Genomic DNA, 14,396 nt, shown 5'->3' with positions numbered 1-14,396 from the left:
GCAGGTTGTCAGCGTCGTCATCCCGGCCCGTGCAGCACGCGCAGCGAGGCGACGCTCAGGGCCCACAGCAGCAGCACGTAGACCGCGAGGTCGAACAGCGCCGGATGCCAGATCCAGCGGTATGCGCCGGCCCATGCGAGCAGCCGCCGCACGGCGGACAGCGCCAGGAGCGCCAGCGCCGCGAGCGGCATCAGCCAGGGCAGGTAGAGCCCGAAGAAATCCACTGCGCCGGTCATGCCGGGTTCTCCTTGTTCAGATCGCTCGAGCCGCTCGAGCCGCTCGAAGCGGTCGTGTCGGTCGTGTCGGTCGTTTCGATGGGTTCGCTCCCGTCGGTCGGCTCCATCTCGTCGGCAAGTCCGTCCTCTCCGGATCGATCCGGCCCCTCGGGGGAAACGATCGCGTCGATGGGCAGTCGCGGCTCCGGCGCCTGCGGGAACAGGTTGCGACGCAGGCCTGTCAGCGCGCTGGCGGCCGGAATCGCTTCGGCCGGCAGCGACCGGGACGTGGGATAGACCTCGACGAGACGCGCGAGCGCCGTGTCCAGTCGATCCAGCAGAAGGGCGGGTGGCGATGCGATCGCGTCGGCGTCGCCGGCGATGCGCGCGCGCTGCCAGTCGCCGATCGCCGTCAGCAAGGGCTGCAGCGGCAGCGTCACCTCGCCCGGCAACTGGCCCCGCGCGCCTTGGAGCGCCACGAGGTCGGCGCCGACGCGCAGGTCGTGCAGCGCATCGTCGGTCGGGACGCCCGGCACCGAGCCGCCCGCCTGCGCCACGCGCGGGGCGAGCAGCGCGATGCGGTCCAGCATGCGCAGCAGGTAGGCCTGCGCGCGGCCGGCGGATCGCGGCAGGCGGGCCAGGTCGTCGAGCTCGCGCCAGGTCGCGCGCTGGATGCGGCGGGCGCTCCAGTCCGCGCCGACGGAGCGCATCAGCCGTGTCACGCGCGAGGCCACGAAAACGCCGGCCAGTTGGGCCAGCGTTCCGTTCACGAAGCTCGTCAGGTCGGCCTGCGCCGAGTCGTGCATCACCAGGGTGCCCATGACACCGAACAGGAACGGCAGCGCGGCTCCAACGGTCGACGGACGTCCAAGGAAGGCGCCGAGCACCAGGAACACCGGCGCGCACAACACGGCCAGGGTCCACATGTCCTGGACCAGCGGCAGCACCACGAGCACGAAGAACGCGCCGACCGGCAGCGACCAGAGGGTCCAGGTGAGGAAGCCATTGATCGCGGGCACCGGGTCGTCCATCGAGGCGTAGAAACAGCAGAAGATCGCGGCCATCAGCGCGGCCCCCGACCCCGACGACCATCCGGTGAGGATCCAGAAGGCGCAACAGACGAGGATCGCGATCAGCGCCGCCGCGCCGGACCACAACGCCATGCCCAGATCCACGTGCAGCTTTGCGCCGCTCGGCGCGGGCGACGGTCGCAACGGCACGGCGGCACCCGCGAGGCCGCGGTCGATGTCGGCCCTCAGTTGCACGCTGTGCAGCCAGCCGTCGAGCAATTGGGACAGTCGTTCGGCGAGCGCGAGGCGGAGCAGCCGGGCCCAGGGATCGTCGGCGAGTTGTCCGCGCGGCGCGTCGCCCGTCAAGGCGGCGAGTTGCGCGCGCAGCGCCGGCAGTTGCGCCTGCGCATCGGCGGCGGACAGCGCCAGCCAGGGGCCGAGGCGGTCCAGCAGCGCCTGCACGTCTTCCGGCACGCCGCCATGCGCCTCCAGCGCCTGAAGGCGGTCCTCGATGCTGCCCAGCAGCGGCGTCAACGCGGCGACGCGGTCCTGCATCGCGTGCACGGCCTCCGCAGTCCATCGCAGGTGACTGGTGTCGAAGGGGATGTGCGTGGACAGCAGCCGCAGTTGCGTGATGTCGCCGGCGACCCGGCGGCGGTCGGTCCGGCCGTCACGGCGCGAGACGATGTCCGTGAGCCAGCCGCGCGTGTCGCCCAGCGTGCGATCCAGCAGCCCGAGTACCGACGTCGCCAGGCTGGTGGGCCAGACCAGGCTGTGGACCAGCGTGGCGCAGAGCACGCCCAGGCCGATTTCCTCGACACGGGCGACGGCGGTGTCGAACATCGAGGACGGTGCGTCCACGGACGGGAAGCCGATCAATGCCGCCGTATATCCCGCCAGCATAAAGGCGTAGGCGCGCGGCGTGCGGTCGTGCAGCGACAGGGTCAGGCAGCCCGCGACCCACAACGCCAGGGCCAGGCTCAGCAGCTCCGGCGCATGGGCGAATCGCGGGACCAGCAGCACTGCCGCCGTGCCCCCGACCAGCGTGCCGCAGAAGCGGAAGACGGCCTTGGACCGCACGGCGCCCGCCATGGGGTTGGCGACGATGTACGCCGTCATCATGGCCCAGAAGGGGTGCGGCTGACCGGCCCAGCTCGCCAGGCACACCGCCAGCATCGCGCCGGCGAAGGCCTTGAGCGAGAAGATCCACTCGGCGCGGGTGAAACGCGGCCGCAGGAGGGGCGGCAGCGACGGCATGCGCAGCGATGGCAAGGAAAGGGCGGGGAACTTCATGACTGAGGAGCTGCGGAAGTCGGCGTCACTTGCGCCGCGGCGGCACGATCGCCTTCGGCGCGCCGACGCGCTCGGACAGCGTGGCGAAGACGCGCAGCGCGGCTTCGATGTCGGCGTCCGGGATGCCCTCGTAGAGCGCGTTGCGCAGGTCGCGCAGCGTGTCCTCGATCTGCTCGCAGGCGTCCGCGCCCAAGGCCGTCAGGTGCAGCGTCTTGGCGCGACGGTCGTCGGGATCCTCGTGGCGCTCGATGAAACCGCCGGTGATCAACTGGTCCACCGAACGCGTCAGCGACGGGCCTTCGATGCTCAGCAGCGTCGCGAGCTCGCCCTGCCGCAGGCCGTCGCCGCGGCGACCGATCATCACCAGGGGCCAGGCCAGCGCCTGCGACAGGCCGACATGGGCCATGGCCAGGTTGGCCTTCGCGCGGTACGCCCGCTCCAGCACGGGCAGCGTCATGCCGATCGACATCAGCGCGGTCTCGCGCGCGGTGCGCGTCAAGGTGCGAGGGGGCTTGGAGTTCGAGGACGTCATGACCGCGATTCTAATTAGGTAGCTTGCTATCTAATTCAGTAGGGTTTTTGTGGTCCTTCAAACCAGCCTCGGGCGGGCGAGCGCGGTGCGCGGTGGGCGAGGCACAAAGGAAAACGGCCGATCTCTCGATCGGCCGTTGCTTTTTCGCGTCGCGGGCTGTCAAGCCCGTGTAGCGACTTTGGGCGTCAGGCGCGCAAGGCGTCGGACGCGCCGGGGGTCAATCCTTGTCTTTCATCGTCAGCATGCGGTTGGTCCGCAGCGCCACCAGCGTGACGATGGAGCCCGACAGCAGGTAGGCGGTGACCGCCCACAGTCCGAACTTGGCCGACAGCCCCAGCGCCACCAGCGGGGCGAAGGCCGCGCCGATGATCCAGGCCAGGTCCGAGGTCAGCGCCGCGCCCGTGTAGCGGAAGTGGGGCAGGAAGTTGGACGTCACCGCGCCCGAGGACTGGCCATACGACAGCCCCAGCAGCACGAAGCCGACCAGGATGAAGATGTTCTGGCCCATGGTCCCGCTGTCCAGCAGGATCGGGGCGAACAGGCTGAAGATGCCGATCGTCGTGGCCAGCATGCCCAGCGTGCTGCGCCGGCCGATCCGGTCGGCGATCAGCCCGGAGATGGGCATCGCCCCTGCCGCCAGCAGGGCGCCGATGATCTGCACGACTAGGAACTGGGTGACGTTCTGGTCGCCGTACAGCATCACCCACGACAGCGGGAACACCGTGACGATGTGGAACAGCGCATAGCTGGCCAGCGCCGCGAACGCGCCGATGAACAGGGTGGCGCCCTGCTTCTCGAACAGCTCGTCGACGTCGCAGGGGTCGAGCTCATGCTCCTCGAGGTTCTTCTCGTACTCGTGCGTCACGACCAGGCGCAGACGTGCGAACAGCGCCACGACGTTGATCGCGAACGCGGCGAAGAACGGGAAACGCCAGCCCCAGCTCAGGAAGTCGATGGTCGCCAGGCTGCTCCACAGGTAGGCGTAGAGCGCCGCGGCGATCAGGAAGCCGATCGGCGCGCCGAGCTGCCCCAGCATCGCGTACCAGCCGCGCCGGCCTTCGGGGGCGTTCAGCGCCAGCAGCGAGGGCAGGCCGTCCCAGGAGCCGCCCAGGGCCAGGCCTTGACCGATCCGGCACAGCGCCAGCAGGCCGATGGCCGCGCCGCCCCAGGTGTTGAACCCGGGCAGGACGGCGATCGTGCAGGTCGAGATCCCCAGCAGGAACAGCGCCACCGTGAGCTTCACGCTGCGGCCGAAGCGCCGCTGGATCTCCATGCCCACCAGCGTGCCGATCGGCCGCACCACGAAGGCCAGCGCCAGCAGCGCGAAGGCGTACAGCGTCCCTTCCAGCCGCTCCATGTGCGGGAAGAAGATCGACGGGAACACCAGCACCGAGGCGATGCCGTAGACGAAGAAGTCGAAGTACTCGGACGCCCGTCCGATCACCACGCCCACCGCGATGTCGCCTGGGGCGACCGCGTCCTGTTCCTCTTTCGTCGCCACCCCGCTGCCTCGCGGCAGCGGCTGCCCCACGGTCGCGAGGTGTTGCCCGGCTGTCGGAAGGGTGCTGCTGTTCATACGTCTCCTACCTGGGACAAAATGTCCAATAGTTAGCTTTGGTCAATCGGGCAAAATCTGCGCCCGGCGTGCAACGGTCGACAAGTGTCGTTTTCCCCTTTATCGCTTTCCCTTCGGAAGAAACCCCACCCGGTTTCCGCTGACGGGAACCCGAGGCGAGGAAGGGGGTTCCGCGTGAACTACGCCTGATGGTCTGCTGAGTCCCATGTACCTCAAAGCATCTGCAAAAACAAGTCCCGCCGGCCCCATCCGGTCACTGGCCCGTCTCGGGCTGCTGGCCCTGGCGCTGCCCCTCACCGCCTGCAACATGGTCGTGATGAAACCTTCGGGCGACATCGCGAACCAGCAGGCGCAGCTCATCGTCGCATCGACGCTGCTGATGCTGCTGATCATCGTCCCGGTGATCATCCTCACGCTGGTCTTCGCCTTCCGCTACCGCGCGTCCAACACCCAGGCGACCTACTCGCCGGAGTGGGACCATTCGACCCGTCTGGAACTGATCATCTGGGGCGCGCCGCTGCTGATCATCATCGCGCTGGGCGCGATGACCTGGATCAGCACTCACAAGCTCGACCCCTTCCGCCCGCTGGAGCGGCTGGACGCGCAGCGCGCGATCCCCGCCGGTGTCGAGCCGCTGAACGTCGAGGTCGTGGCGCTGGACTGGAAGTGGCTGTTCATCTATCCGGACCAGGGCGTGGCGACCGTCAATGAACTGGTGGCGCCGGTGGATCGCCCGATCCACTTCAAGATCAGCTCGTCGACCGTGATGAACGCGTTCTACGTGCCCGCCATGGCCGGCATGATCTACGCGATGCCCGGCATGCAGAGCCAGCTGCACGCGGTGATCAACAAGCCCGGCGTGTACGACGGCTTCTCCGCCAACTTCAGCGGCGACGGCTTCTCGCACATGCGCTTCAAGTTCCACGGCCTGTCCAACGACGAGTTCGCCGCCTGGGTCGAGCGCAACAAGGCCGACGGCGTCGCGCTGACCAAGGAGCTGTACCTCGATCTCGAGAAGCCCTCCGAGCGCCAGCCGGTGCGCCGCTACTCGAGCGTCGCCCCCGGCCTGTTCGACGCGGTCGTCAATCGCTGCGTCGACGGTTCCAAGATGTGCATGGGCCAGATGATGGCCATCGACGCCGCCGGCGGCGGCGGCAAGGGCGCCATCGACGGCCTGGCCAGCAAGCCCTGGAGCAACGAGCAGAAGCGGATCTTCGTGGCCGCGCTGTGCACGCCTGACAACGCGGGGCAGTACGCCTCGCAATGGCAGGCCTCGGCCACCCGTAACTGACCGGCTTCCCGGTGCGTTCGCTGTGACCAGCCGCGCCGGGATCGCAAGCACAACAGAGATCCAAGATGATTGACGTTCAAAAGCTCATCTTCGGGCGCCTCAGCCTGGAGGCGCTTCCGCTGCACGAGCCGATCCTGATCGGCACCTTCGCGATGGTCGCCCTGGGCGGCCTCTTCGTCCTCGCCCTGATGACGAAGTTCAAGCTGTGGGGCCCCTTCTGGCGCGACTGGGTGACCAGCATCGACCACAAGAAGATCGGCATCATGTACATCGTGCTGGGCCTGGTCATGCTGCTGCGCGGCTTCGCCGACGCGCTCATGATGCGCGCGCAGCAGGCCATCGCCTTCGGCGACCAGTTGGGCTTCCTGCCGCCGCACCACTACGACCAGGTCTTCACCGCCCACGGCGTGATCATGATCTTCTTCGTGGCGATGCCGCTGATCACGGGCTTCATGAACTACGTCGTGCCGCTGCAGATCGGCGCGCGCGACGTGGCCTTCCCGTTCCTGAACAACTTCAGCTTCTGGATGACCACCGGCGGCGCCGTGCTGTGCATGGCCTCGCTGTTCGTCGGCGAATTCGCGCGCACCGGCTGGCTGGCCTATCCGCCGCTGTCGGGGCTGCTCGCCAGTCCGGGCGTGGGGGTGGACTACTACATCTGGTCGCTGCAGGTCGCGGGGGTCGGCACCACGCTCTCGGGCATCAACCTGATCGCGACCATCATCAAGATGCGCGCGCCGGGCATGACCATGATGAAGATGCCGGTCTTCACCTGGACCTCGCTGTGCTCGAACATCCTGATCGTGGCCTCGTTCCCGATCCTGACCGCGGCCCTGGCGCTGCTGTCGCTGGACCGTTACGTCGGCACCAACTTCTTCACGACCGATCTTGGCGGCAACGCCATGATGTACATCAACCTGATCTGGATCTGGGGCCACCCCGAGGTCTACATCCTGGTGCTGCCGGCCTTCGGCATCTTCTCTGAAGTCGTCTCGACCTTCAGCCAGAAGAAGCTGTTCGGCTACGCGTCGATGGTCTACGCGACCGTCGTGATCACGATCCTGTCCTACCTGGTGTGGCTGCACCACTTCTTCACGATGGGGTCGGGGGCCAGCGTCAACTCGTTCTTCGGCATCACGACGATGATCATCTCGATCCCGACGGGCGCGAAGATCTTCAACTGGCTGTTCACGATGTACCGCGGCCGCATCAAGTTCGAGGTCCCGATGTACTGGACCGTCGGCTTCATGGTCACCTTCGTGATCGGCGGCATGACGGGCGTGCTGCTGGCGGTGCCGCCGGCCGACTTCGTGCTGCACAACTCGCTGTTCCTGATCGCCCACTTCCACAACGTGATCATCGGCGGCGTGCTGTTCGGCCTGCTGGCGGGCATCTCGTTCTGGTTCCCGAAGGCCTTCGGCTACAAGCTGGATCCGTTCTGGGGCAAGTGCTCGTTCTGGTTCTGGCAGATCGGCTTCTTCGTCGCCTTCACGCCGCTGTACGTGCTCGGCCTGATGGGCGTGACGCGCCGCATGAGCCACTTCGACGATCCGTCGTTCCAGATCTGGTTCCAGATCGCCGCCTTCGGCGCGCTGCTGATCGCGGCCGGGATCGGCAGCTTCCTGATCCAGCTGGTGGTGAGCTACTTCAAGCGCGACCAGCTGCGCGACTTCGACGGCGATCCGTGGCAGGGCCGCACGCTGGAGTGGTCGACCTCGTCGCCCCCGCCGCAGTACAACTTCGCGTTCACGCCGGTGGTCCACGACCACGACGCGTGGCACGACATGAAGACCCGCGGACACCAGCGTCCGGTCGGCGGCTTCAAGGAGATCCACATGCCGAAGAACACCGGCGCCGGCGTGATCCTGGCCGGCCTGTCGACGCTGTTCGGCTTCGCCCTGATCTGGCACATGTGGCTGGTGGCGGGTGTCGCCTTCGCGGTGACCGTCATTGCGGCGATCGTCCATACCTTCAACTACAAGCGTGACTACTACATCCCCGCGGATGAAGTGGCCCGCACGGAAGAAGCCCGCACCAAGGTGCTGGCCGCCCAGGCCTGATTGCGCAGCGAGCGAACTCCAACATGCAAGCAACGACCATGACGAACAACACCGGCGCGCCGGTGTTCTACGACAACGGCGACCACCACCCGCAGCACGGCACGCTCCTCGGGTTCTGGATCTACCTGATGAGCGACTGCCTCATCTTCGCGGTGCTGTTCGCGACGTATGCGGTCCTGGGCCGCAGCTACGCGGCCGGCCCGTCGGGCGCCGACCTCTTCGACCTGCCGCTGGTGGCGCTGAACACCGGTTTCCTGCTGCTGTCTTCGATCACCTATGGCTTCGCCATGATCAAGATGCTGGGCAACAAGAAGACCGGCACGCTGGCCTGGCTGGCGATCACCGGCGTGCTCGGCCTGTGCTTCCTGGCGGTGGAACTCTATGAGTTCGCGCACCTGATCCACGAAGGCGCGGGTCCGCAGCGCAGCGCGTTCCTCTCCTCGTTCTTCACGCTGGTCGGCACGCACGGCCTGCACGTCACCTTCGGCTGCATCTGGCTGGTGACGCTGATGATCCAGGTCTCCAAGCTGGGCCTGACCAAGGAGAACAAGCGTCGCCTGATCTGCCTGTCGATGTTCTGGCACTTCCTGGACGTGATCTGGATCGGTGTCTTCACCTTCGTTTATCTGATGGGAGTGCTGCCGTGAGCAACAACCACCAACACGACCACGGTCATGACGCGCATGGCCACGGCCACGATGACCACGAGGACGTCGGCTACCACGCCACCGTCAAGGGCTACCTGATCGGCTTCATCCTGTCGCTGATCCTGACGGCGATCCCGTTCTTCCTGGTGATGACCAAGTCGATCTCCTCGTCGGCGGCGATGGGCATCGTGCTGCTGGGCTTCGCGGTCGTGCAGATCGTGGTCCACATGGTCTATTTCCTGCACATGAACTCGAAGGTCGAGGGCGGCTGGTCCATGCTGTCGCTGATCTTCACGATCGCCGTCGTGGTGATCATGCTGGCCGGCTCGATCTGGGTGATGTTCCACCTGAACAGCAACATGATGCCGGTCCACGACATGCGCAACATGCCCTGATGACGGCGTTCCCTCCGGAACCGCAGCGGCCGCGCCGCGGCATCGCCTTCTGGGCGCTGCTGCTGGGCGCGGCCCTTTCGTTTGCGGTCTTCGTGGCGCTCGGCGTCTGGCAGGTGCAGCGGCTGGCGTGGAAGGAAGACCTGATCGCCCGGCTGGACAAGCGCCTGGCCGCCGCGCCCGAGCGCGCGCCCGGCGCGGACCGCTGGGACGCGATCACCAAGGTCGACGACGAGTACCGCAAGGTCGCGCTCACCGGCACCTTCGACCATTCGCGCGAGACGCTGGTCGGCGCGAGCACCGAGCTCGGCACCGGCTACTGGGTGCTGACGCCGCTGCGCACCGAGCGCGGCGACTGGGTGCTGGTCAACCGCGGCTTCGTGCCGCCGGAATTCAAGACCCGCGCGTCGCGCACGGCGTCGGAGACGCAGGGCGAGGACCGCATCATCGGCCTGCTGCGCCTGAGCGAGCCGGGCGGCAGCCTGCTGCGCAGGAACGTGCCGGCGGAGGACCGCTGGTACTCGCGCGATGTCGACGCGATCGCCAAGGCGCGCAAGGTCGTCGAGGGGCCGGTGGCACCGTACTTCGTCGACGCCGCCGCGGCGGACGACCAGACCCAGTGGCCGCGCGGCGGCCTGACGGTGGTGCGCTTCAACAACCACCACCTGCAGTACGCGCTGACGTGGTTCGCCATGGCGGCGATGCTTGCTGGCGTGGGCCTCTGGCTGTGGCGCGCGGAGCGCCGCCGCACGGCGGACTGAGGCGACCTCCATGCCGCTGAGCCGTCCCGATCCGGACGACGACCACCCCGACGACAGCCGCTACCTGGACGGCGCGGCCGGGACGCTGGGCATCGCGGACTCGTCCGGCGAGGGCGCGCTGCAGGCCGGCCGCAACAACCTGCAGCAGCTGGTGCAGCTGCGCTGGCTGGCAGCGGCGGGTCAGTTCGGCACGGTGCTGTCGGTGCACTTCGCGCTGCACATCCGGCTGCCGATGCCGGAGATGCTGACGCTGCTGGCGATCCTGGTGCTGTTCAACGTCGCCTGCTGGCTGCGCACGCGCTGGGTGCCGAGCGTGCGCAACGCCGAGCTCTTTGCCGGCCTGCTCGTCGACATCGCGGTGCTGAGCGGCCAGCTGTACTACAGCGGAGGCGTCACGAATCCCTTCATCTTCCTGTTCCTGCTGCAGATCGCGGTGGGCGCGGTGCTGCTGCCGTCGCGCTACATCTGGTTCACGGTGGCGGTGACGGGCGGCTGCTTCGTCGCGCTGACGCAGTGGCACCTGCCGCTGCTGGTGCCGGACATGGAAGGGCTGGCGCTGCCGCCGCACTACATCGGCGGCCTGCTGATCTGCTTCGCGATCAACGCGGCGTTGCTGGTGATCTTCATCCAGCGCATCGGGCGCAACCTGCGCCAGCGCGATGCGCGGCTGGCCGACCTGCGCCAGCGCGCGGCCGAGGAGGAACACATCGTCCGCATGGGCCTGCTGGCCTCGGGCGCGGCGCACGAGCTGGGCACGCCGCTGGCGACGCTCTCGGTGATCCTGGGCGACTGGTCGCGGATGGCGCCGTTCGCCGGCGATCCGGAGCTGCGCGAGGAGATCGAGGAGATGCAGATCCAGCTGCGCCGCTGCAAGGCGATCGTCAGCGGGATCCTGATGTCGGCGGGCGAGCTGCGCGGCGAGGCGCCGGTGGTGACCACGCTGCAGGTCTTCCTCGACGATCTGACGGAGCACTGGCGCGCGACCCGGCCGCATCACGGCCTGGCGTACCTGCCGGCGCCGGACCTGCCGAAGGTGCGCATCGTGTCGGACGTCGGGCTCAAGCAGATGATCGACAACGTGCTGGACAACGCGCTCGAGGCCGCGCCGGGCCGGCCGGTGACGCTGCGCGCGCTTGCCCAGGACGGCGAGCTGGTGCTGCAGGTGAGCGACCGCGGCGCGGGCTTCCTGCCCGAGATGCTGGAGCGCTTCGGCAAGCCCTATCAATCGAGCAAGGGCCGCGCGGGCGGCGGGCTGGGGCTGTTCCTCGCGTTGAACGTGGTCCGCTCGCTGGGCGGGAAGCTGCAAGCGCGCAACCGGCCGGCGGAGGAGGGCGGCGGCGCCGAGGTGGAGATCCGAATGCCCCTGTCCGCGCTGGCCCCCCTTGGACTCCCCGACAATGCTGCCCATGACGCCGGATGACCTGGTCACCGATACCGACCGCCTGCTGCTGATCGTCGAGGACGACGATGCGTTCGCGCGGACGCTGTCGCGCTCGTTCGAACGCCGCGGTTATCAGGTGCTGCGCGCGACGAGCGCCGAGCAGGTGCAGAAGCTGCTGACCGACCGCGGACCGGAGGAAGCGCCGGAGTACGCGGTCGTCGACCTGAAGCTCGCGGGCGGCGGTTCGGGCCTGGCGTGCGTGCAGACCTTGCATGAGCACGATCCGGAGATGGTGATCGTGGTGTTGACCGGCTACGCCAGCATCGCGACGGCGGTGGAGGCGATCAAGCTCGGCGCGCGGCACTACCTGGCCAAGCCGGCGAACACCGACGACATCGAGGCCGCGTTCTCGCGCGCGCAGGGCGATGCCGAGGTCGAGGTCACCGACCGCGCGACCACGTCCATCAAGACGCTGGAGTGGGAACACATCCACGAGACGCTGGCGGCGACGGACTTCAACATCTCGGAAACCGCGCGTCGGCTGGGCATGCACCGGCGCACGCTGGCGCGCAAGCTCGAGAAGCAGCGGGTGAAGTGATTCCGCAACACCGCTCGTTTTGAGCGCGCCGGAGCGGGCTTATCCTTTTCTGACTGCGGTGAGCTTTCCGCAGCGAAAGGAGCATGAATGAAGCCCTCTGAAGCACTCGCTCTGAAGCGAGACCAATTGGGTGCGATCGTGGCCCGATATCCCACCACCAACCTGCGTGTGTACGGCTCGGTGGTGCATGGCAAGGATCAAGACAACGAGGAACTGGACTTGTTGGTGGACGCGCTGCCCGGGGCGTCGCTGTTCGATCTCGGGGGACTCTACCTCGACCTCGAAGAGGCGTTGGGCGTTCCCGTGTGCCTGCTGACGCCGCCTGAAGTGCCGATCAAATATCGCAGCAAGGTTCTCGCGGAGGCGCGACCCGTATGAGCAGGTTCAGCGTGCTCGACCATTTGGAACACATGCAGGAAGCCGCGAGCTTCGCGTGCAACCATGTGACCGGACTCGGCAAGGCCGACTTTCTGGCAGACCAGAAGACGCAACACGCTGTGCTTTTCAATGTGCTGGTGTTGGGAAGAAGCCGCCTCGAGGCTCCTGAAGGAGCATGAGCCGTTCGTGACGGCACACGCGCGTGTGCCGTGGCGGCTCATGAAGGGCATGCGCAATCGTATCGCCCACAGCGCCAGCGACATCGATGTCGACTTGGTATGGGAGGCTGTGGACGTGCACATCGTCAACCTGCTGGAACAACTTCCAGCGTTGCGGGTTGCCGCGACCGGCAATGGCTGATTGTGAATATGTAAACGCAAGAAGGGGCCGTGGGGCCCCTTCGTCGTGATGAGCGTGCAACGCGCTCCCTTGAGCGGCGCTCAGTTCGTCCGGGTCGCCTGCGGCGCGCGCATCACGCGCGACTTGCCGCCGGTGGTGACGATGATCACCGGCTCGCCGGAGGCGAAGTTCTCGTTGCCCTGCGCCTGGACGATCGCGCGGCGTTCGCCGTTGCGCAGCTGCAGCAGGATCTCGACAGCCTGTTCCTTCGTCGTGCTGCGCTCCACGGCGTTGCCCAGCGCCGCGCCAGCCACCGCGCCCAGCACACCGACGATCACGCCTTCCCGGCTGCCACCGACGCTGCCGCCGGCCACGCCACCCGCCACCGCGCCCGCAACGGCGCCGACGCCGCTCTGCGAGCCGTCCACCGTCACCGGCCGCCAGGACAGCACCGTGGCGTCCTGCACCTGCGACAGCCGCTGCGCGTCGCCGCGCTGGATCACGTCGGGATTCGTCGTCGTGCAGGCGGCCAGGGCCACCACCATCGTGGCAATCAGCAGCTTCTTCATCTCAGTTCTCCAAATCGATGCACCGGCCAACGAACATCTGTGACCATCCGTTGACCAGGCAACAAGTCTTTACCTCGCCGGCATGGGACATGCCGCCCGCAACAGGGCATGGGGTGACTCTACAGGAGTCGGCTTTGGAGGCTCTTAAGCGCTTGCGAACGACTGCAACGGCAACACGGGCAAGGGGGCTTCCCAGGCGTGCGGGGCACTGCGGCGCGATGAGAGGATCGGCTGCAGGTCGCGCTAGAGCAGATATAAGCGCGACGACTTCGGCACGCTCGCCAGCAGGACCTGCTATGGACACCCCCTGCGTCAACACCGCGTAGACCCTCGAATCCATGGGGGTCGCGCAGGGGGATGGACTTCGAAGTTGTCCACAGGTGGTAGTTCCGAAGCAAGTTGTTTACAAGACCGGGTTCCACGTCCGAGCGCGGCAGGCGACCACTGCGGGAACCCCTGATCCGCTGACCTGGTCATGGCCCTCGGCGGGCGCTGACCAATCCTCCTCCCGCCACTGACCGCCCGAACCGGGGAGTCATATGCGGTGGACTACTCCCTTACATTGGACTGCACGCATCGAAACGGCCGCTACAGGCCGTAGATGAACTTAAGGGAGGCACGTCGTGCAACGCTTCCTCCATCGCCGGATCGGGCAGGCGAAGCACTGCTGCAGATAGTGGATCCGAAGCATCGTCTCCACCGGGAACGGGCGCCCGGTCTTGGCCTTCGAGTAGTACGGGTCCACGACCTGCATTAGGACGCCCCACGGCACGACGTGCTCCATCTCCTCAAGAAACTCGCGCTTGCGCGTCTTCTTCGTGGAGCGATTGAATCGAAATCCGAGCTGCTTCATGTGCAGCATGCTCCCCGAACCGTCACGCTCTTGCGGCAGATCAGCGCGGGATTTGCAGAGTCTCCTTAGGTCCGGGTTCAACGGGAACTCCACCCACCTGTTCTCCACGAGGCGATACACCTGACGAACGACGCCAGGGGGCCTTCAAATGTGTACCGTTGGAACCGGGGCGCTGATCCGCAATACAACGACAAGGCACATAACGGACCCTTTGACACCGCCATCCGGCAGATGTTGAAGTAGACGACCCCGAGCTGCCGATAGGGAGAAACAGTCGTGCATGTCACTGGACCGACCGCCATCCTCGCGTGTTCGCTGCTGTCGATAGGCGTGGCGGCCCATGCCGATGGGTTGTACCGCTTCAACTGCGGCGACCGTGGGAGCATGCTCGTCAATTCATATGCGGGGGCCGCCATCGGCAAGGTCTTTCATGAGGCTCAGCCCTCGGATGGCAAAGGCTTCGAACGGCTTCTCACCGTGCCTGTCCGATGCGGCACTGCA

General features: G+C 67.0%; 15 protein-coding genes and 1 pseudogene. 10 read left to right on the top strand and 6 right to left on the bottom strand.

Features of this window, described 5'->3' with window-relative positions; all coding sequences use genetic code 11:
• Positions 1 to 17: 17 nt before the first annotated feature.
• The 4 genes from ACFJIX_RS01575 to ACFJIX_RS01560 form a co-directional block, all read right to left on the bottom strand.
• Positions 18 to 236 (bottom strand): DUF1656 domain-containing protein, encoded by a 219-nt coding sequence (locus ACFJIX_RS01575; protein ID WP_377157221.1) that lies wholly within the window; start codon positions 234 to 236, stop codon positions 18 to 20.
• Positions 233 to 2,518: an FUSC family protein gene (locus ACFJIX_RS01570; protein ID WP_377157220.1), complete on the bottom strand. Its 2,286-nt coding sequence runs from the start codon at positions 2,516 to 2,518 to the stop codon at positions 233 to 235. Before ACFJIX_RS01570 ends, ACFJIX_RS01575 begins: the two co-directional genes overlap by 4 nt.
• A gap of 25 nt (positions 2,519 to 2,543) precedes the next feature.
• Positions 2,544 to 3,050 carry a MarR family winged helix-turn-helix transcriptional regulator gene (locus tag ACFJIX_RS01565; protein WP_377157219.1) on the bottom strand — a complete coding sequence of 169 codons (507 nt, stop codon included), beginning with the start codon at positions 3,048 to 3,050 and terminating at the stop codon, positions 2,544 to 2,546.
• A gap of 217 nt (positions 3,051 to 3,267) precedes the next feature.
• Positions 3,268 to 4,626 carry an MFS transporter gene (locus ACFJIX_RS01560; RefSeq protein WP_377157218.1) on the bottom strand — a complete coding sequence of 453 codons (1,359 nt, stop codon included), beginning with the start codon at positions 4,624 to 4,626 and terminating at the stop codon, positions 3,268 to 3,270.
• 205 nt (positions 4,627 to 4,831) lie between these two features.
• On the opposite strand from ACFJIX_RS01560, the gene cyoA reads away from it, so the two are divergent.
• The 10 genes from cyoA to ACFJIX_RS01510 all read left to right on the top strand — a co-directional run bounded on the left by cyoA (position 4,832) and on the right by ACFJIX_RS01510 (position 12,494).
• The gene (gene cyoA / locus ACFJIX_RS01555) at positions 4,832 to 5,917 is read left to right on the top strand and encodes a ubiquinol oxidase subunit II (protein ID WP_377157217.1); all 1,086 of its coding nucleotides are present in this window, start codon (positions 4,832 to 4,834) and stop codon (positions 5,915 to 5,917) included.
• A 65-nt stretch (positions 5,918 to 5,982) separates the two neighbouring features.
• Positions 5,983 to 7,977 (top strand): cytochrome o ubiquinol oxidase subunit I, encoded by a 1,995-nt coding sequence (gene cyoB / locus ACFJIX_RS01550; RefSeq protein ID WP_377157215.1) that lies wholly within the window; start codon positions 5,983 to 5,985, stop codon positions 7,975 to 7,977.
• Between the two features lie 38 nt (positions 7,978 to 8,015).
• Positions 8,016 to 8,624 (top strand): cytochrome o ubiquinol oxidase subunit III, encoded by a 609-nt coding sequence (gene cyoC / locus ACFJIX_RS01545; RefSeq protein ID WP_377157213.1) that lies wholly within the window; start codon positions 8,016 to 8,018, stop codon positions 8,622 to 8,624.
• Entirely contained in the window at positions 8,621 to 9,019 is a 399-nt protein-coding gene (cyoD, locus tag ACFJIX_RS01540; protein WP_377157211.1) for a cytochrome o ubiquinol oxidase subunit IV, read from the top strand. Before cyoC ends, cyoD begins: the two co-directional genes overlap by 4 nt.
• Positions 9,019 to 9,777: an SURF1 family protein gene (locus tag ACFJIX_RS01535; RefSeq protein ID WP_377157209.1), complete on the top strand. Its 759-nt coding sequence runs from the start codon at positions 9,019 to 9,021 to the stop codon at positions 9,775 to 9,777. Before cyoD ends, ACFJIX_RS01535 begins: the two co-directional genes overlap by 1 nt.
• Before the next feature lie 10 nt (positions 9,778 to 9,787).
• Positions 9,788 to 11,197 carry an ATP-binding protein gene (locus tag ACFJIX_RS01530; protein WP_377157208.1) on the top strand — a complete coding sequence of 470 codons (1,410 nt, stop codon included), beginning with the start codon at positions 9,788 to 9,790 and terminating at the stop codon, positions 11,195 to 11,197.
• The gene (locus ACFJIX_RS01525; protein WP_377157207.1) at positions 11,184 to 11,756 is read left to right on the top strand and encodes a response regulator transcription factor; all 573 of its coding nucleotides are present in this window, start codon (positions 11,184 to 11,186) and stop codon (positions 11,754 to 11,756) included. Before ACFJIX_RS01530 ends, ACFJIX_RS01525 begins: the two co-directional genes overlap by 14 nt.
• Before the next feature lie 87 nt (positions 11,757 to 11,843).
• Entirely contained in the window at positions 11,844 to 12,134 is a 291-nt protein-coding gene (locus ACFJIX_RS01520; RefSeq protein ID WP_377157206.1) for a nucleotidyltransferase family protein, read from the top strand.
• Positions 12,131 to 12,313: a DUF86 domain-containing protein gene (locus tag ACFJIX_RS01515; protein ID WP_377157205.1), complete on the top strand. Its 183-nt coding sequence runs from the start codon at positions 12,131 to 12,133 to the stop codon at positions 12,311 to 12,313. The genes ACFJIX_RS01520 and ACFJIX_RS01515 overlap by 4 nt, the downstream gene beginning before the upstream one ends.
• 7 nt (positions 12,314 to 12,320) lie before the next feature.
• Positions 12,321 to 12,494, top strand: a complete 174-nt coding sequence (locus ACFJIX_RS01510; protein ID WP_377157204.1) for a DUF86 domain-containing protein — start codon at positions 12,321 to 12,323, stop codon at positions 12,492 to 12,494.
• A gap of 80 nt (positions 12,495 to 12,574) precedes the next feature.
• Here ACFJIX_RS01510 and ACFJIX_RS01505 read toward each other — a convergent pair whose 3' ends face one another.
• A complete protein-coding gene (locus tag ACFJIX_RS01505) occupies positions 12,575 to 13,042 on the bottom strand; it encodes a glycine zipper 2TM domain-containing protein (protein WP_377157203.1) in 468 nt (155 codons plus the stop codon).
• A gap of 614 nt (positions 13,043 to 13,656) precedes the next feature.
• Positions 13,657 to 13,895 (bottom strand): annotated as a pseudogene (locus tag ACFJIX_RS01500) (transposase); the annotation flags it as partial.
• Positions 13,896 to 14,396 lie beyond the last annotated feature (501 nt).

Origin of the sequence: Roseateles sp. UC29_93, assembly GCF_042695725.1 — a bacterium.
Classification (GTDB): Bacteria; Pseudomonadota; Gammaproteobacteria; order Burkholderiales; family Burkholderiaceae_C; genus Roseateles; species Roseateles noduli_A.
Note: the sequence above shows the minus strand (reverse complement) of the source record. Positions and strands in the feature narration are given on the sequence as shown.